This window comes from Brevibacillus parabrevis (assembly GCF_003710905.1).
GTDB classification, from domain to species: domain Bacteria; phylum Bacillota; class Bacilli; order Brevibacillales; family Brevibacillaceae; genus Brevibacillus; species Brevibacillus parabrevis.
In genome coordinates, this window is sequence record NZ_RHHV01000005.1 from 699365 (window position 1) to 717034 (window position 17670).

Genomic DNA, 17670 nt, shown 5'->3' on the forward strand with positions numbered 1-17670 from the left:
GCGCAGGGTCTTTAGGCTCGCGAAAAAGCTTGATACACAACAAATTCATCATGAGACAGCGGGATCACTTCCTCGGCCTGATAACCTCCGACCAGCTTGTTTTGCAGATGCGGGACGGTCGCCGGGGCTGTCAAGGAAGAAGCGATGTCTACGCGATGCACGTTTGTTCGCGGGTCGAGCGGGATTTCCAGGGCGAACTGCGACTTTTCGACGGTGAAAGACTTGGCCCGGGCTCCGTTGACGAGAGCGGTCAGTTGAAAAGGTTTGGGCAGCTTTGCTGGCGCACCGGGAATTTTGCCTTTGATCAGCAAAATATGTGCCGGCTTGTCAGGGTCAGACTGAATGATCGTGCGCAAGACGGGAGGCGCCCATGTGTCCGGGAAGCGGTTCGTGCTGGTAATACGAGTGGAGTTGGAAGGAAACGACTTGAATATTTTCAGCAAGTCAATTACGCCCATCCCCCGATATTGCGAGACGTGCGAGATCCAGCCGCTCGGGATGCTCGAATAGTGCTTGGCGAGCGATTTGAACACTTCCGGGATTCCGACCGAATGCCACTGCGTCGTCGATTTGCAGGTGGCGTGGATGCGGGCATTGGCGAAAAACTCCGGAACAAAGCCAATTTGATGAAATTTGGCGATGCGCATCCAAAGCTCGTAGTCCATGCAAAAGTTCAGCTTTTCGTCCACGCCCTTCATGTGGGTGATGACATTGCGGCGAATAAACGCGGCGGGCTGGCAGATGCAGCACGTGTAGTAAAGCTGCTTGGCATCGGCGTGCGAGGAGGGAAACGTATTGACTGCCTGGCTATGTTCATTGATGACCTGACATTTTCCATGAACCATTCCCCAAGCCGGATGCTGCAATAAAGCGTGGACAGCCTTGCGAATCGCTCCGGGAAGATAGGTGTCGTCCGAGTTGAGCCAGCCGATGATGGTTCCTTGCGCCATGGCAAAACCTTTGTTGAGCGCATGGGATTGTCCGTTGTCCGGTTCGGAAATATATCGGAAGCGGCTGTCCGCACTGGCGTATTCCTGCAAAATGGCGAGTGTTCCATCCGTCGAACCGCCGTCGATCACGAGCATTTCCAGGTTCGGGTAGTCCTGGAGCAGCACGCTGTTGATCGTTTCGCGAATGAATCTGGCCTGGTTGAAGGAGGGGGTTACGATACTGACGAGAGGCAGCTGCCCGCTAGACATTTCTGTCACTCCTTTTCAAAAAGTCAGCGCAAAAAAGAAATGGCACGCCTGCAATACCATATGTACAAGAACCGGATTTGGCATCGGGATACGTTTCTTATTTTGACAGATTCCCATAGCAAAAAGGTGTGGCGCCCTCGCTTGCAGGAGGGAGCGCACACCTTGATAGACGCACATGGCGAGATTGTGCTTACCTTACAAATAGTCCGGCACCAGACCCGGGTTGCGGTAAATGCGCAGCAGTTCCGCGTACGAATCGGCAGCTGTTTCCCGTCCGCTGATGGCCCGCGCAACCATCGTGACGCGGCCGATCGGGTAGTCGTTTTTGGTCCCGGAGTTGACGGTTGTGATGCTTTGCGGCAATACTTCGAAAAGCGTGCTGGCGAGCATCTCCCGCAAACATCTGATCGAAGGCACCCAGTAGGTCGTTATATCGTGGTAGATTCTGTTCATATTTCCCGGAGGGCCGTTGAAGATCATTCTTGATTCGTTGTCGTCGAGGATGCAAGCCGTCTCCAACAGCAGATGTCCGCCAGTCTTGATCACACTGCGCGCTTGCGACAGCGTCCACAAAGGATCGCGGACGTGGTAGAGCAGTCCGGTATGCTGAACGATATCGAACAGGTTGTGGCGAATTTGCTGCGGGAACGGCAACGGAGCGGAGAAATCGTCCATCAGCAGCACTTTCAAACCTTCCCACAAGTTGTAGGGAGAAATGTTATACAGCGGAAGAACCTTGCTTTCGAGAATGTCTTTGCACAGTTCAAAGTTGGAGTACAGCGGCTGCATGCAGTCGGTGGCGACGACGAGCGAGGCTCCGAGCTTTTCTGCTTCAAACGCCCACATTCCGTCGAAGCTGGCAATGTCCAGCACCCGTTTCCCTGCGTAATTGATGTGCGCTCTGGATTTGCGCGTACTGTCCCAAAGTGGCTCCAAAATTTTCAGGCCAGGAGTTGCGATCCCGGGACGCAACTGAATTTTATGGTACCAGGTGCGCTTGGCCAATCTCCGCCAAAATTTCACTGTCTGTCCATGTTCCTCCCACTCATGTCCCTCCTTCAGAAGAATCGGTGTCTAGGCAAAATGCGATCATGCTACATTACGATATGAACGCCGCAGATGTCGGGAAACGGGTGTAATCCCCCATTCTCAGGCGCATGGCGGCGGATTTAGGCGTCCGGTACAAGCAGTGGCCGTTTCCGGCACGATCCGAAAAGCATACGGTGGAGGAAAAGGAATGTACAGGAGGGTGCGCCAATGACCTTGCCTATCATTTTCATGCACAGGGACGATGAGGATTATTTAGCCTACAGTTTGCGGCAAGCCAAGATGAGCAATCCCCGCTCTCCCGTTTACTTGCTCGGCAGGGAGGCTAACCGGAAATACGCCTCGTCCGGCGCCATGCATGTCATGATGGATTCGTATATGCAGACAGCGCAGATGTTCGCCAAGGTGTATCAGCACATGCATGTCATGAGCTACGAATATAATTTGTTCTGCTTTCAGCGCTGGTTTATTCTCCGCGACTTCATGCGCAAAAACCGGATACAAGGCTGCTTTTACCTCGATTCGGACGTGATGCTCTACACCCAGGTCAACAAGCCGGAATACCGGGCGTTTTCCATGGAGTTTGCGTGGACAAGTTTCGTAGGCTTGGATACGCTGGATCGTTTCTGCAATTTGACGATGCAATACTTTGTGAATCCGCAGATGTTTCGGCTGCTCGTGCAAAAAACGATCGAGCTTGACCAGGTGATCGAAGGGGTTCCGCTGGTGTCGGACATGGTGCTGTGCCTGCTTTATTTCCGTTCTTACTCCGGCCAGGCGCATACGCATGGAACGTTCGGCGACAGCTTCTTCGACGAAAATATTAACCGCCCGCGGTGGGCAGAGAGTCTTTCGGGCAAGAAAAAAGTGTACGCCATCGACGGACAGCTCTACTGCAAGGATCTGGCCAGCGGTGCCCTCAAGCGGCTAAATTCGTTGCATTTCCAGGGGCTTACGGCCAAAAGCTACATGAAAGATTTCTGGCTCCCCCATATCCCCAGGCAACCCGGCGTTCATTATTACGACTATGCATCGTCCCAATGGACCATACAGAACTGAAGCTCATGCCCCGGCGAATCGCGTCGGGGTATTTGTCTACTAGGCTAGTGATTGCCGGTTTTCCAAAAAGCGGGAGAATCGACCATTTTCGCGTACCAAACAGTCACCCTCTACCAACTTTTCATATGATGATTCATGCATGAAGTTTAACGGACAGAGGTGGCCTGGATGAAACTGGTGTTGCTATCGGGCGGTTCGGGCAAAAGACTGTGGCCGCTCTCCAACGATGTTCGCTCCAAGCAGTTTTTGAAGCTGATTCGCAATGGGGAAAGCGAACCGGAATCCATGGTTCAGCGGGTATGGAGGCAGCTTGCTGCCAATCAGTTTGAGGACATGGCTTATATCTCAACGAGTCAATCGCAGGTAGATCTCATATACAGCCAGCTGGGACCGGATGTGCCGCTGATTCTGGAGCCGCAAAAAAGGGATACGTTTCCCGCCATCGCGCTGATCGCCAGTTATTTGCACAGCGTCAAACAACTGGGGCCAGACGAGGTCGTGACTGTGATGCCTGTCGACTCTTTTGTGGAGGATCACTTTTTTCAAAAGTTGAAAGGACTGGAAACGGTCATACAGCAGTCAGGGGCCGACCTCGCCTTGATGGGAGTCAAGCCGACGTACCCTTCCACCAAGTATGGATACGTCATTCCGGTGCAAGCCGACAACGAGTCTGGCAGCTTTTTGCAGGTCGCGCGCTTTACAGAAAAGCCTTCTGTGGAAACAGCTTCCCAGCTGATTGCGCAAGGCGCCCTGTGGAATTGCGGCGTATTTGCGTTTCGCCTGGGCTATATGCTGCAAGAGCTGCAAAAGAAACAACTGCCGACGGACTACGATCAGCTGGTTGCGCGCTATACGGCATTGCCGAAAATCAGTTTTGATTACGAGGTTGTCGAAAAAGCCAAGCATGTCGTCGTTGTGCCGTACGCAGGCGATTGGAAGGACCTTGGCACATGGAACACGCTGACCGAGGAAATGAGCGACAGCTCAGTGGGGCGCGTGCATCTGGAGGAAAGCACGAATACGCACGTCATTAATGAACTGGATTTGCCGATCGTCGCAATTGGCGTATCCGACCTCGTCGTCGCCGCCAGCCCGGATGGCATCCTGGTCGCAGCGAAGGACAAAAGCCACAAGGTCAAGGATATTGCAAGCGATTGGTCGCAGCGGCCGATGTTCGAGGAGCGGCGCTGGGGCTGGTACCACGTCTTGCAGTTTCAGAAAATGAATGAAAAGGTCGAGGTGTTGACCAAGCAGCTCCACCTCCACGCCGGAAAAAATTTGAGCTATCAATACCACCACTTTCGCAGCGAGGTGTGGATGATAGTGGAGGGAGAAGGGGAGTTTGTCCTGAATGATCGCTTGATGATCGTCAAGCCTGGCGATGTGGTGGAAATTCCTGTCGGAGCCAAGCATGCGATCAAAGCGATCAGCGACCTCGACATTATCGAGGTGCAGATGGGCAGCAAGCTGGTCGAAGAGGACATCGTCCGGCTGGGCATGGACTGGAATGACATCGTGGAAATGGTCAGTGAATGATGATGCGACCAGACGCTGCCTTTTGGCAAGGAAAAAGAGTGTTCCTGACAGGACATACGGGCTTCAAAGGCTCGTGGATGTGCCTGTTGCTGCATCGCTTGGGGGCGCAGGTGACCGGATATGCGCTGGCTCCGCCGACCCATCCCAGCCTGTTTGAGCTGTGCCGCATCGATTCCTTGATCGACTCCGTGTCAGGCGACATTCGCGACAGTCAGCAGCTGCAAACGGCGCTTTTGCAAGCAAAACCGGATATCGTCATCCATATGGCGGCACAGCCTCTGGTTGGCCTGTCCTATCAGGAACCTGTCGCCACTTATGAGACGAACGTCATGGGAACGGTTTATTTGCTGGAAGCCGTTCGCCTGGCGAGAAATGCAGGTATTCCCATCCGCGCGCTGGTCAATGTCACGACAGACAAATGCTACGAAAACAAGGAGTGGCCCTGGGGGTATCGGGAGGTGGACACGCTGGGCGGGCACGACCCGTATTCCAATAGCAAGGCGTGCGCAGAAATGGTGACCGCCTGTTACCGCGCTGCTTTTTTTCAGCAGGACGGGCAGGCCCAAGACTTGCCTCCGATCGGACTTGCAACAGCACGCGCAGGCAACGTCATCGGTGGCGGCGATTTCACAGGCGGGCGGTTGATTCCTGATCTGCTGCGGAGTTTGCTCGCTGACCAGCCGATGCAGCTTCGCCATCCGCAAGCGGTTCGCCCTTGGCAGCACGTTTTGGAGTCGCTGCACGGGTATTTGCTGCTGGCGCAAAGGTTGTATGGGGATAGTCTACGCTACTCCTGTAGCTGGAATTTCGGGCCGGATGCCAACGACGCCAAAAGCGTGGAATGGCTGGCTGCGCGTCTGTGCCAAAAATGGGGAAAGCAGGCGACTTACGAGGTTGACGAGCGAGCTTCTTTTCACGAGACGACGTACCTCAGACTCGACAGCTCGCAAGCGCGGGAAAAGCTGGGCTGGCGTCCGCACTGGACGATCGAGCAGGCATTGGATCGCATCGTGGAGTGGACAAGAGCCTACCAGCAACAAGCCGACATGCGGCAAGTCTGTTTTGCGCACATCGATCAATACGGAAAGGAGGGGGCTTCATGAAAGTCGTTATCTTGGCTGGCGGATACGGAACGCGGATCGGAGAAGAATCGCAGCTTAGGCCGAAGCCCCTGATTGAGATCGGGGAAAAGCCGATCATTTGCCATATCATGTCCATCTACTCCAAGTACGGGTACAACGATTTCATTATTTGCCTCGGCTACAAAGGCTACATGATCAAGGAATATTTCGCCCACTACTTTTTGCACCAGTCGGATGTCACGTTTGACTTTCGCCGCGGGAACGAGATGATTTTGCACAATCGCTGCCAGGACCCGTGGAAGGTGACGCTGATCGATACGGGCAAGGATACGATGACAGGCGGCAGGATCAAGCGAATCCAGCCATTCGTCGGCGAGGAGCCGTTCATGCTTACGTATGGAGACGGGGTGGGAAATATCGATATTGCCGCTCTCGTTGCGTTCCATCAGTCGCACGGCAAGCTGGCGACGATTACGGCCGTGCAGCCGCCAGGAAGGTTTGGCGCGCTCGATCTGGAAGCAGACGGCCAGGTGAAAGGCTTCCAGGAAAAGCCGAGCGGCGATGGCGGTTGGATCAATGCCGGATTTTTCGTGTTGCAGCCAGAGGTGTTTTCCTATCTGGACGATGATGCGACTGTTTTTGAGCAAGCGCCGCTGGAACGACTGGCGCAAAGCGGCAAGCTCGCAGCCTATCGGCACAGCGGATTTTGGCAGCCGATGGACACGATGCGCGACAAAAATTACCTGGAGTCGCTGTGGAAAAGCGGAAAGGCGGAGTGGAGGTAGCAGAGCATGAACATTTTGCTTACGGGAGCGACCGGATTTCTCGGCAGCCATCTGGCGCGGGCATTGGTGCAAGCTTCGCATCGGCTGGTCATCGTCAAACGCAGCTCGTCCGATTGCACAAGGCTTGCGGACATCGCCAGCGAGATGATCGCGTACGATGCAGATGAGGAAGGGAGCGTGTACCGGCTCTTTGCCGAGCAAGGGCCTTTTGATGCCGTCATTCATGCCGCAACCGCTTACGGCCGGAGAGGGGAGTCAGACGTGGGACTGCTGGAAGCCAACGTCTTGTTCCCGCTTCGGCTCCTCCAGCTTTGTTGTGAGCAGGGCACCAGGCTGTTTGTGAATACGGATACGTTTTCCCGCGATTCCCTTGCACAAGGAGCGCCGCATTTGGCAGGCTATCACCTGACGAAAAAGCAGTTTGCGGAATGGGGGGCGTACATAGCCAAAAAGTACGGGCTGACGTTTGCCAACATGCGGCTGGAGCACGTATACGGGCCGTTCGACCAGTCTGACAAATTCATCCCGTACGTAATCAGCCAGTGTCTTCGGGATGGGGCACAGCTCGCGCTCACTTCCGGGGAGCAGAAGCGCGACTTTGTATATGTAGAGGATGTCGTGGCAGCGTACTTGCTTTTGCTGCGGGAAAAGTCGTCCTTGCCAGCCGAATACGCCGAGTTTCAGGTGGGAACGGGCAAAGCGACGGCGGTACGTGAATTGGTCGAAAAAATTCATTCGCTGACTCGCTCGACGGCGGTGCTGCAATTCGGAGCATTCGCCCAGCGAGAGGGGGAGCTGATGTGCTCGCAAGCCGATACGGGCAAACTCGGCGCACTCGGCTGGCAAGCGCGCGTTTCCCTGGAGCAAGGATTGAAGCTGATCTTGCAAAAGGAAGCCGCGGATTAACAAAAAAACAGCGAACGAACAACAAAACAGCCCGGCTGCGTTCCCTTCGTTCGGGACGGCGCAGCCGGGCATTTTTTTGTTGCGGATGACGAGGCTGGCGTGGATTACAGCAGAGCCGTTTTGTTCGTGCAAAACAAATCGCCGTGAAACGGCCTGATGGCCTCCAACAGTTGGGGATAGGAGTGGATCGGGAGCAGCCCGCCTTCCCGTTTAATCAAGTAGATTTTTTTGTACAGCGCGAACAGCCGCAGGAACAGCTCGTTGGGGTCCTTGCCGAAATAGCCGCGCAGGTTGTCGGGATTAAATTCGATCACCAGATCGGGATCGAAGGCTTTGAATGTTTCCTGCCCGCCTTGCAGCACCTGAATCTCCGAGCCTTCCACGTCGAGCTTGATCAAGTCGATCCGGGACAGGTTATGAGCAGCGACCCAGTCGTCCAGACGCGTGCACGAAATCGTGTTGGTAGCAGCAGAAGTCGCTTCGCTGGCGATGAACGACCAGCCGCCGCCGCGATCGACCTCGCAAAACTCGATGATGCCGTTGCGGTCGAATACGCCGAGCGGAACAGGCTCTACATTGCCGATCCCATTATCCTGCAAAGTCTGATGCAAAAAGGCGAGGTTGACGGAAGATGGCTCAAACGCGTACACCTTGCCCTGCGGTGCGAGATGACTGAGCGCAAGCGAAATCGTTCCGAGGTTCGCCCCGATGTCGAGACAGATGGAATCTGGCTTCACGACCCGCTTCAGCACGTTAAGCACGTACTCCTCGTAGAGGCCGTTTGCCATTTCGATGTAGTACAGGACGCTCTGGTCTGAACTGCTGCCGTGGACCAAAAACGATTTTTCGTCAAAAGGCAGACGGAAGGTGACCGTCTTTTTCGGATCGTGGGCAATCGGCGGATGAATGCGGATGATGTCGTCCTTCACTTCGAAGTGCAGATCGGGCCGCAGGGTAGCCACGTACTGTTTCAGCTCGGCGATGGTCGGATAGTCTTTTAACAGCGGATTGGAGCCGATGAAGCAGCGGGCGTCGTCAATCAGGATGACGTGATTCGGCACGGGATGGGACAAGATGGCGGCCAGTTCGGCCAAAATTGGCGTATCGAGATTGCCTTTTGCAGACTCGGTTGACAGCGGGATGTAGTGTCCGTCCAGCCAGAACAGGCAAGGTTCGTCAATCGATGCGAGCAGTTGGGGAAGCACTGTGCCGCTGTCGCCGTGCAAGATGGATACATGGGCGTCGGCGGCGAAATGCGTTTTGGCTGCCGTGTACAGTGCAAGGTCAAGCTCGATCGAATAAATTCGTTGAAAAACAGCCTTCTGGGCATCCACCATGTAACCGCGATACGTGCCGGTTTCAATCAGCGTGTTGATTTGGTGCTTTTTTCCGTATTGGGCGACAGCTGTCGTTTTCACCTCGTAAGGCGGCGATTCCAGCAGCCAAAAATCCCACGCTTCCTGAGCGGTGAGCGGAAACGGAATGCGCAACTCCTGTTGCCAAACCCGCCTGATTTCGTCCATGCGTGACATGAGCATGCTCCTTTCCTCTTTCGGTTATTTTCCTGCGACCTGATGCAGAACCGCGAGCGTTTCCCTGGCGCATTTGGACCAGGAAAACTGTGCCGCTTGCCGCAATCCTTTGGCGATGAGGTCCGAGCGCACAGACTGGTTTTGCACCTCGACTATTTTGCGGGCGATGTCTTCCGGAGAAGTCGGATCGAAAGTAAGCGCAGCGTCTCCGACGATTTCCGGGATGCTGCCGTTGTTGGAGCAAATGATCGGCAGCTCGGTTCGCATCGCTTCCACCAGCGGAATCCCGAAGCCTTCGAACAGGGACGGGAAGCAGAGAAAGTTGGCGTTGCGAAACAAATACGGCATCTCTTCCTGCGGAATGTAGTCCAGCCACGTAATTTGATCGGACAACTGGTGCTCACGGATCGTCGTCAGAACCTGGTTGTGTGCTTCCTGGGGGGCTCCGGTGAACACCATATGAATTTTCAACTGGTGTGCATCGCGCAAATAAGCGAGCGCCTGCAAGAGCGAAACGTGATTTTTGTGCCACCACGTATTCGCAGGATAATAGCCGTAATGAGCGGGCAGCCGATATTTTTGCCGCACCCGCTGATTGACGGATTCGTTGTACGGGAGCGTAAATTCATGGGCAGAATCGAGATGGATCGCATGTACGCGATGCTTCGGAATCCCGAACTTGGTAATGATGCTCTCCCGGGAATACTCGGACAACGTCAAGACGGCGTTTGTCTTCAGCGCGGACGATTGGTAGGTCGCCTTGCGCCATTGCAGCGAGTTCTCGTCAAAAAACTGCGGGTAAAATTCATGCTGAATGTCCGGGATGTTGATCACGCTCGGGATGGGAGCATCGATCGGATTCAGCACCAGGAGCGGGCAGAACCACAGATCGAGCGCAAGCGCGCGAATCCAGGCGTGGAACTGCTTGTGCGCGTCTATGTGCTCGTGCATCATCACTTTTTGGATTTTCGGATGGTTGGGAAAGGTGTGGTAATTCGTCTTGGTCAAAAACAAGAACCATTGGTCGTTGTCCTTGTTTTGAATCGAGTACGCCAGCAAATTCCGCACGTACTGTTCCATGCCGCCGATTTTTCCAGGGATACAGGCGAGCAGATTTACACCGATTTTCACGGAGCCTTCACCTCGTCATCGCGTCTGTGCTGGCGATACCAGTCAATCGTTTGCTGCAAGCCTGCGAGAAGCGGAGTGGTTGCCGTAAAGCCAAAAGCGTCCCTCGCTTTGTCTGTTGCCAGCTTGCGGCGCGGCTGTCCGTCAGGCTTGCTGGCGTCCCAGACAATCCGTCCTTCGTACCCGCACAGCTTTTGAATCGTACTGGCCAGCTCGGCAATGGTCATTTCTTCACCGGAGCCGATATTGACCGGATCGGAGGAATCGTATTTCTCGGTCGCCAGCACAATGGCGCGGGCAGCGTCCTGTACATAAATAAATTCGCGGGTGACGTTCCCGGTGCCCCAGAGAACGATCTCGTCCTGTTTGGCGGCTTTGGCCTCCAGGCATTTGCGGATGATCGCCGGGATGACGTGGGAAGATTCGAGATCGAAGTTGTCGTGAGGGCCGTACAGGTTGACGGGCAGCAAGAAAATCGAATTGAAGCCGTACTGCTCACGATACGCCTGAGACTGCACCAGCATCATTTTTTTCGCCAAACCGTACGGAGCGTTCGTCTCTTCCGGGTAGCCGTTCCACAGGTCTTCCTCCAGAAAAGGGACGGGTGCGAACTTGGGATAAGAGCAAATCGTTCCGATGGCGACAAACTTTTTCACGCCAAACAGTCTCGCTTGCTCGATCAACTGTGTGCCCATGATCAGGTTGTCGTAAAAAAATTTGCCGGGATTTTTCTGGTTGGCGCCGATGCCCCCTACGACGGCGGCGAGGTGGATAATGATGTCCGGTGCGTAAGTATGCAGCATCAAGACGATGTCGTTTTCTTTGCGCAGATCAAAGTCGCGGCTTCTCGGGACGAACACATGCTGGCATTGCTGGGCTTGCAGCTGGCTGAGCACATGCTTTCCCAGGAAACCTGCTCCGCCGGTAACGACGATTCGTTTGTCCGACAGATTCATGAAAGCAACACCTTCCTTTACGCGAATGTGGTCACAGCGAAGGGACTGGCTGCCTGTTTTTCAACAACCAGTTGGCGACATCCCGAGGATTTTTTTTGTATTCCAAGTAAAACTGGTATTCCTGGGCAGAGAGCGGCATCGCATTTTGCACTTGGAAGCTGACCGTGCCGATGCTTGCCGCCATTTCTGTTTCCGGCAAAATTTGCTGCCTGCTGCACACCAGCTCGACGACGGCATTCGGCGTAGTAACTGGGAATACGATGCTCGTTTCAAAGTGACCGGCCGGAATGACGTGATGAGCGGTCGGCACTTGATCGACCATGACGTGGACGTGAACAGGCTGGTTGAATAACGTATTGATGCCTTTGATGACCAGAGCATGCATCGGCTGGGCCGGATCGACGTACAGATGCATCCGGTAGCGCGGCGGGACCCAGAAGGAAGCATGGCGATTGCTGTCCACGAGCAGGGGAGTATTTCCGAAGACCCGATGACTTTTGAACAGATCGAGATACCAGAACACGCCTTTGTTCGGATAGTGCGTGAGAAAATGATACAGCCAGTGATTGGCGACGGTGCCGAAGTGCCGGACGCTGGCCAGCAATATTTCCGGCAGTCCGAGATCGACCTCCAGCGCGACGGACTTGCAGGCTGCATGCAGGCGGGAGGCAGCGAGAAAATCGTGAATGTAGCCGACCTGATGCGTTTTGGACAGGCGCATCCACAAGTCGTAGTCCATGCAATAGTGCAAGTTTTCGTCCACACCGCCGACAGCTTGAAAGACTTCTTTGCGGATGAAGGCAGTCGGTTGGCAAATGATGCAAAACAGAAACAGGGCCTGACGGGAAAACGGCTTTGTCGGGTAGACGCTGGTAATCTTGTCCTCGGCGTTGATGTGCAGGGCGTTCCCGTACACCATCGACCACTGCGGGTTGGTTTGCAGCGCAGAGATGGCTTTGCCGACAGCGCCATTCAAATACTTGTCATCCGAGTTCAGCCAGCCGATGATCTGGCCTTTTGCCAGTGCCAAGCCTTTGTTGATGGCGTGCGACTGGCCCCGGTCAGGCTCGGAAACGAAGCGGAAGCGCTGTTTTTCATGGGCGTATTCCTGCAAAATCTCCAAAGTCCCGTCTGTGGAACCGCCGTCGACGACGATGTGTTCGATGTACGGATAGTCCTGGCTGCGCACACTCTCGATCGTTTGCCTGATAAAGGCGGCCTGATTGAAGGAAGGCGTAATGATACTGACTAGCGGCAAGTTCTGCGATCCCATCAACTGCCCTCCTTTTCCCCGGCTTGTGCTTGCAAAGTGTCTCGCCAATATTGAAGTAAGTCGTGCATCGTCTGGTGAAAAGGAATTTCCGGCTGCCAGCCCGTTTGCGTGCAAAAAGCGCTGGCGTCGCCGAGCAGTACCTCTACGTCGGAGGGGCGCAGCCGCTTGGGATCGACGAGAATCTGCACAGGTGCGGAAGTGAAGGACAGGAGGGTATGCAATACTTCTTCGATCGTTCGCGTGTTCCCCGAAGAGATGTTGTAGACGCTCCCGGGCACTCCCCGTTCCAGCGCGAGCCAATACGCTTTGACGACATCGCGCACATCTGTAAAGTCACGTCGCGCTTGCAAGTTTCCGACATGGACGTGCGGCGGCTGCAAGCCAAGCTCGATTTGGGCAATTTGTTTGGCGAAATTGGAGGTGGCAAAGCGCTCTCCCCGCCGCGGCCCTGTATGGTTAAAAGTACGCGTGCGAACAATGGAAAGTCCGTAGCTTTGATAATACTGGTAGCCGAGAAAATCTTGGGCGATTTTGCTCACGGCATAAGGACTCTGCGGCCGCAGCGGGTTTGTCTCCCGCACTGGCAGTTCGTCAGGGTAGACGAGGCCGTATTCCTCGCTGGAGCATGCCACCTGTATTTTGCACGGAATATCAGCTGCCCGGACCGCTTCGAAAATGTGCAGCTGGCTGACGATATTGTTCATCATCGTGTCGGCGGGCGAAGTCCACGAAGCGGGGACAAAGCTTTGGGCAGCGAGATGGTAAATATGTGCCGGCTTGATTCGGGCAATCATTTGGGCGACGGCTGCGGGGTCTTGCAGTTCGCATTCCACGAGATGAAGCTGATCCGCGATGTGGGCGATATGGTCCATTCGGCTGCGGGCCCGGTAAGTTCCATAGATTTCGACATCGCCGCGCGAGAGCAGATATTCTGCCAAATGGCTGCCGGCAAACCCGGTAATGCCTGTAATCAAAACTTTCAAGAGGCTTCCCCCCTTGCTCGTGATGTTTTTTTGCAGCAGCAGGCAAAACCGTTTCCAAAAAAAGAAAGCAGTTGCTTTATATATAGTAAGAACATGCGGATACTGGCACGGCGAATGTCTTTTTATGTACAGGGAAAGTGCGGCACGCCTTTTTCTCGCCAAAGGGGAGCAGATGACTACGCCTTTCGCGCATACGGCAAATACGATGGAGAAAAGAGAACGAAAGAAGGAGGGGCGATGAACCGAATGGACTCCATCAATCTCTATGAAAAGCGTGTTTTCTCGCAAAATGGTGAAGATGGCATGATCGAGGAGTTGTTTGCGCGGATCGGGACAACGAATCGATTTTTTGTTGAATTTGGAGTCGAGGGGGGCGTGGAGTGCCTGTCTCGAAACTTGGCGTACGCGCACCAATGGTCGGGGGTGTTGATCGAGGGGCACCCGCTCAAATACATCTATTTGCAGCAGACCTATGCCGCGCTCCCTCAGGTTGCCACCCATCAGGCGTTCATTACCAGAGAAAATATCGCCTCGTTGTTTGCCCAATTTCGCGTTCCGACACAGTTTGATTTGCTCTCGATCGATCTGGACGGGATCGACTATTGGGTCTGGCAAGCGCTGGCTGCCTACAAGCCGCGAGTGGTGATCATCGAATACAACGCTTCTTTTCCGCCACCGCAAAAGATGGTCGTAGCGTACGATCCTTCCTTTGCATGGAACGGAACAACCTATTTCGGAGCGAGCCTGACATCGCTTGCCGAACTTGGGAAAAAGCTCGGCTATGCGCTGATCGGCACCGATTCGCGTGGAGTCAACGCCTTCTTTGTCCGCCGGGAACTGTTGGGTCTGGCACGCTTTGCGGAGCGAACTCCACAAGAGGCGTACCATCCGCCAAGCTACGGCCCTGATGGCGGGGGCCACCCGCGTGGAAATGGCCCCTACCTGGAAATCTAGGCGGGCAACAGCTGCTGCAAATAGTCGAGCACCGCTTTTTTCATGTTGGCAAGGGCAGTCAAGGCTGCACTTTCTGAGACGTCCTTGACCCCAAAATACAGCTTCATCTTCGGTTCCGTACCGGATGGACGGATGCAAAACCAGGCATGGTCGCCCATGATGAACTTCAAGACATCGCTTGCTGGCAGCGACAAAGGCTGTGACTCGTTTGTCGCTTGCAGCCGACGTTCGCCAGTCAAGTAGTCCTCGATGGAGGTCACCGCATCGCCCGCGACAGTTGTCAGCGGCCTGTCGCGCAAGGCAGCGAGGATCGCTGTCATGGTTTGCATGCCGTCTTTTCCCGGATACGTAATCGAGATCAGCTCTTCCCGGAAAGTGCCGTGCTTGGCGTACAGCTCCTGCAAACGCTGGTGGAGGCTTGAGCCTTGCGACAGCTGGAACGCGCAGGCGTCCGCCAGCAAAAAAGCGGCCTGGACGGCGTCTTTGTCCCGGACGAAATCACCGCGCAAATACCCGCAGCTTTCTTCCAGTCCAAACAAAAAGTGATGCGCTCCGCTTTGCGCAAATTCCTCGATTTTTTCCCCGATGTACTTGAATCCGGTCAAGGTGTCGATTGTAGCCACACCGTAATCAGCGGCGATCGCGCGAACCATTTCCGAGGTGACGATCGTTTTCACGACGGCAGCGTGGGCCGGGAGCGTTCCGGCAAGCTTTTCTTGCGCCAAAATATAGTCCAAAAGCAAGACGCCCGCCTGATTTCCGTTCAGGATGACATGCTGGTTAGGGCCCGTCCTGATAGCTACCCCGAGCCTGTCTCCATCCGGGTCTGTACAGATGATCAAGTCGGCGCCTTTTTTGCGAGCGTGCTTCAAGGCAAATCGAAAGCTTTCCGGCTCTTCCGGATTGGGGGTGGAGACGGTAGAAAACAGAGGATCTGGCTCCGCCTGCTCCTGAACGACCTTTACCTGCTCAAAGCCTAGCGATTGCAGTCCTTGCGCAATCGGTACAAGCGTCGTGCCGTGCAGCGGAGAAAAGACGATGCGCGGCTGGTGGGCAGCGACGATGGCGGAAGCGGCAGGGGAGCGAAGCTGTTTTTGGCAGGCCATATAGGCGGTAAATACTTCGTCGCCCAACATTCGCAACAGACCGCTGTCCAACAGCTCATTCACTTCACGCGTTCCGATTTGCAGCTCATCTCCGGCTTGTTCCATCTGGGCAAAAATCCGGTCGGCAGCTTGCGGCGGAATTTGTCCTCCGTCTGACCCGTATATTTTGAAGCCGTTGTACTCCGGCGGGTTGTGGCTCGCCGTGATGACGACGCCTGCGGCAGCTCCCAGATGCCGAACGGCAAAAGACAAGAGCGGCGTTGGACACAAATTCTCGAACAAACATGCGGAAACGCCGTAATAACCGAGAACTTTTGCCGTTTCCAGTGCAAAGGTGTACGAATCGTTGCGCGAGTCGTAGGCGATGACGACCGCAAGCTGGGCCGCATCCGAATGTTGCTCCAGCAAATGCAGGGCCAGCCCTGCGGCAGCCTTGCGAATCGTATAAAGGTTAATCCGGTTGATCCCCGGCTCCATGACCCCGCGCATGCCACCTGTACCGAAGGCAATCGGCTTGTAAAAGCAGTCTTCCAGCTTTTGCTCGTCGCCTTCCAGTTGCTCCAGGTGGCGCTGAAGCTGCGGGTCCAGGTCTGTGTATTGCTTCCAGCGCGTATAATGCTTGTGCCAATCCATCTGCATGCCAAACCTCACTTCCCGTCAAAAAAGTCTTGCCTCTTTCTTAGCGTATTAAGGAAAAGGGCGGGAAGTGAGGGAGGAGCAAAAGATCATTCGCAAGAGACAGGGCGGAGGCACATGCGAAAAACGAAGTTGCTTCAAGCGTCCAGCCCTGTTTTTGAACGAATGCGCGCAGGGTGGCATATGCTTTTAACGATTGGGATTGGATCAGGCCAGGGGAGAGGTGACGCATGAAAACAGCTTTCCTTACAGGAATAACCGGGCAGGACGGTGCGTATTTGGCGAAGTTTTTGCTGGACAAAGGCTATCGCGTGGCAGGACTTGTGCCGCGCCGCAGCACTGTGGATCGCTGGCGGCTGGAGTATTTGGGCATTGCCGATGAAATCGAGTACAAGGACGGCGATATTTTGGATTTGTCGTCTTTGACCAGGGCGCTCAAAAGCGTGAAGCCGGATGAGCTGTATCATTTGGCGGCGCAAAGCTTTGTCGGCTCATCGTGGGAGCAGCCCGTCTTGACGGCGCAATCGACCGGGATGGGTGTTTTGCATGTGCTGGAGGCCATTCGCGAGACGAATCCCGCGATCAAAATGTATCAAGCTTCCTCAAGCGAGCTGTACGGATTGATCCAGGAGCCGCAGCAATCGGAGCAAACCCCGTTTTATCCGCGCAGTCCGTATGCGGTATCCAAGCTGTTCGGCTACTGGATGACGAAAAACTACCGGGAAAGCTTCCAGATGTACAGCTGCAACGGCATTTTGTTCAACCATGAATCGCCGTTGCGCGGGCTTGAATTTGTCACCCGAAAAGTAACCGACGCTGTGGCGAGAATTGCCGCGAACAAACAAAAAGAGCTGCGGCTCGGCAACATTGCGGCCAAACGGGACTGGGGCTTCGCAGGCGACTTCGTGGAGGCGATGTGGCTCATGCTCCAGCAGGAGAAGCCGGATGACTTTGTCATTGCGACCGGAAAAACGTCAACCGTCGAGGACATGTGCAAAATCGCCTTTGACTACGTCGGCTTGAATTATCAGGATTACTTGCTGATTGATCCGAAGCTGTACCGCCCCGCAGAAGTGGACGTCTTGCTGGGAAATCCGGAAAAGGCGAAGCGGGAGCTGGGCTGGACGCCGAAAACAAAGCTGGTCGAGCTGATTCATATGATGGTGGAAGCCGATATGCAGCGCGTGGCAAAAGAGTAGCGAAACAGCAGCGAGAAAATCATTAGTGACACCCTATTTCTGGAAGCGCAAAAGAAAAGGGGTGTTTTTTTGTTTGGGCAAAAACGAGTTAACCTATTAATGATTAAAAACAACCTATTAAGCCTTGTATAACAACCAGTTACCCTCTGCTGCTCCCCGCTTTTTCACTCGCTACAGCGATAAACTTGCAGAAAATTCGGTTTTAACCCTGCCTTGCCAGTGGTTGGCACGCAACTTGCTTTTGAGAAAAGTACAAACATTTCAACTATCGCGTCAAAAGGAGACTTTG

At 54.5% G+C, this 17670-nt stretch carries 15 protein-coding genes; 7 read left to right on the forward strand and 8 right to left on the reverse strand.

From position 1 onward, the window contains the following. Positions 1 to 11 precede the first annotated feature (11 nt). Positions 12 to 1199: a glycosyltransferase family 2 protein gene (locus tag EDM60_RS06565; protein WP_122963220.1), complete on the reverse strand. Its 1188-nt coding sequence runs from the start codon at positions 1197 to 1199 to the stop codon at positions 12 to 14. A 195-nt stretch (positions 1200 to 1394) separates the two neighbouring features. Continuing rightward, positions 1395 to 2222, reverse strand: coding sequence for a DUF1698 domain-containing protein (locus EDM60_RS06570; protein ID WP_233454199.1), 828 nt, complete (start codon positions 2220 to 2222; stop codon positions 1395 to 1397). A 234-nt stretch (positions 2223 to 2456) separates the two neighbouring features. Here EDM60_RS06570 and EDM60_RS06575 point away from each other — a divergent pair, with 234 nt between their 5' ends. The 5 genes from EDM60_RS06575 (at position 2457) to EDM60_RS06595 (ending at position 7614) form a co-directional block, all read left to right on the forward strand. Continuing rightward, positions 2457 to 3305 (forward strand): hypothetical protein, encoded by an 849-nt coding sequence (locus tag EDM60_RS06575; protein ID WP_122963221.1) that lies wholly within the window; start codon positions 2457 to 2459, stop codon positions 3303 to 3305. A gap of 168 nt (positions 3306 to 3473) precedes the next feature. Next, on the forward strand, positions 3474 to 4841 hold the full coding sequence (locus EDM60_RS06580; RefSeq protein WP_122963222.1) for a sugar phosphate nucleotidyltransferase: 1368 nt from the start codon (positions 3474 to 3476) through the stop codon (positions 4839 to 4841). After that, positions 4841 to 5944, forward strand: coding sequence for a CDP-glucose 4,6-dehydratase (rfbG, locus tag EDM60_RS06585; protein ID WP_122963271.1), 1104 nt, complete (start codon positions 4841 to 4843; stop codon positions 5942 to 5944). Before EDM60_RS06580 ends, rfbG begins: the two co-directional genes overlap by 1 nt. Further along, positions 5941 to 6708 (forward strand): glucose-1-phosphate cytidylyltransferase, encoded by a 768-nt coding sequence (gene rfbF, locus EDM60_RS06590; RefSeq protein ID WP_122963223.1) that lies wholly within the window; start codon positions 5941 to 5943, stop codon positions 6706 to 6708. Before rfbG ends, rfbF begins: the two co-directional genes overlap by 4 nt. 6 nt (positions 6709 to 6714) lie before the next feature. Next, complete coding sequence (locus EDM60_RS06595) at positions 6715 to 7614, forward strand: NAD-dependent epimerase/dehydratase family protein (RefSeq protein ID WP_122963224.1); 900 nt, start codon at positions 6715 to 6717, stop codon at positions 7612 to 7614. Positions 7615 to 7718: 104 nt separating this feature from the next. On the opposite strand, the gene EDM60_RS06600 is transcribed toward EDM60_RS06595, so the two are convergent. From EDM60_RS06600 to EDM60_RS06620, 5 genes are read right to left on the reverse strand one after another with little or no spacing between them, the layout of a single operon-like run. Then, a complete protein-coding gene (locus EDM60_RS06600) occupies positions 7719 to 9152 on the reverse strand; it encodes an FkbM family methyltransferase (protein WP_229049878.1) in 1434 nt (477 codons plus the stop codon). Between the two features lie 18 nt (positions 9153 to 9170). Then, positions 9171 to 10277, reverse strand: coding sequence for a glycosyltransferase family 4 protein (locus EDM60_RS06605; RefSeq protein WP_122963225.1), 1107 nt, complete (start codon positions 10275 to 10277; stop codon positions 9171 to 9173). Next, entirely contained in the window at positions 10274 to 11230 is a 957-nt protein-coding gene (locus EDM60_RS06610) for a GDP-L-fucose synthase family protein (protein ID WP_122963226.1), read from the reverse strand. Before EDM60_RS06610 ends, EDM60_RS06605 begins: the two co-directional genes overlap by 4 nt. A gap of 31 nt (positions 11231 to 11261) precedes the next feature. Beyond that, positions 11262 to 12503, reverse strand: coding sequence for a glycosyltransferase family 2 protein (locus EDM60_RS06615; RefSeq protein ID WP_122963227.1), 1242 nt, complete (start codon positions 12501 to 12503; stop codon positions 11262 to 11264). Then, entirely contained in the window at positions 12503 to 13486 is a 984-nt protein-coding gene (locus EDM60_RS06620; RefSeq protein ID WP_122963228.1) for a GDP-mannose 4,6-dehydratase, read from the reverse strand. Before EDM60_RS06620 ends, EDM60_RS06615 begins: the two co-directional genes overlap by 1 nt. 237 nt (positions 13487 to 13723) lie before the next feature. Here EDM60_RS06620 and EDM60_RS06630 point away from each other — a divergent pair, with 237 nt between their 5' ends. Then, complete coding sequence (locus EDM60_RS06630; RefSeq protein WP_233454200.1) at positions 13724 to 14440, forward strand: hypothetical protein; 717 nt, start codon at positions 13724 to 13726, stop codon at positions 14438 to 14440. On the opposite strand, the gene EDM60_RS06635 is transcribed toward EDM60_RS06630, so the two are convergent. Then, complete coding sequence (locus tag EDM60_RS06635; protein ID WP_122963230.1) at positions 14437 to 16185, reverse strand: phospho-sugar mutase; 1749 nt, start codon at positions 16183 to 16185, stop codon at positions 14437 to 14439. The genes EDM60_RS06630 and EDM60_RS06635 overlap by 4 nt on opposite strands. A 227-nt stretch (positions 16186 to 16412) precedes the next feature. Between EDM60_RS06635 and EDM60_RS06640 the strand changes: the two genes are divergently transcribed. Continuing rightward, positions 16413 to 17381, forward strand: coding sequence for a GDP-mannose 4,6-dehydratase (locus EDM60_RS06640; protein WP_122963231.1), 969 nt, complete (start codon positions 16413 to 16415; stop codon positions 17379 to 17381). The last annotated feature ends 289 nt before the right edge of the window (positions 17382 to 17670 follow it).

Excerpts from the sequence above, each read along its gene's own strand:
- EDM60_RS06595 (WP_122963224.1), top strand. The coding sequence starts at position 6,715 with ATGAACATTTTGCTTACGGGAGCGACCGGATTTCTCGGCAGCCATCTG.
- EDM60_RS06600 (WP_229049878.1), bottom strand. The coding sequence starts at position 9,152 with ATGCTCATGTCACGCATGGACGAAATCAGGCGGGTTTGGCAACAGGAG.
- EDM60_RS06610 (WP_122963226.1), bottom strand. The coding sequence starts at position 11,230 with ATGAATCTGTCGGACAAACGAATCGTCGTTACCGGCGGAGCAGGTTTC.
- EDM60_RS06565 (WP_122963220.1), bottom strand. The coding sequence starts at position 1,199 with ATGTCTAGCGGGCAGCTGCCTCTCGTCAGTATCGTAACCCCCTCCTTC.
- EDM60_RS06575 (WP_122963221.1), top strand. The coding sequence starts at position 2,457 with ATGACCTTGCCTATCATTTTCATGCACAGGGACGATGAGGATTATTTA.
- rfbF (WP_122963223.1), top strand. The coding sequence starts at position 5,941 with ATGAAAGTCGTTATCTTGGCTGGCGGATACGGAACGCGGATCGGAGAA.
- EDM60_RS06640 (WP_122963231.1), top strand. The coding sequence starts at position 16,413 with ATGAAAACAGCTTTCCTTACAGGAATAACCGGGCAGGACGGTGCGTAT.
- rfbG (WP_122963271.1), top strand. The coding sequence starts at position 4,841 with ATGATGCGACCAGACGCTGCCTTTTGGCAAGGAAAAAGAGTGTTCCTG.
- EDM60_RS06635 (WP_122963230.1), bottom strand. The coding sequence starts at position 16,185 with ATGCAGATGGATTGGCACAAGCATTATACGCGCTGGAAGCAATACACA.
- EDM60_RS06580 (WP_122963222.1), top strand. The coding sequence starts at position 3,474 with ATGAAACTGGTGTTGCTATCGGGCGGTTCGGGCAAAAGACTGTGGCCG.
- EDM60_RS06615 (WP_122963227.1), bottom strand. The coding sequence starts at position 12,503 with ATGGGATCGCAGAACTTGCCGCTAGTCAGTATCATTACGCCTTCCTTC.
- EDM60_RS06630 (WP_233454200.1), top strand. The coding sequence starts at position 13,724 with ATGAACCGAATGGACTCCATCAATCTCTATGAAAAGCGTGTTTTCTCG.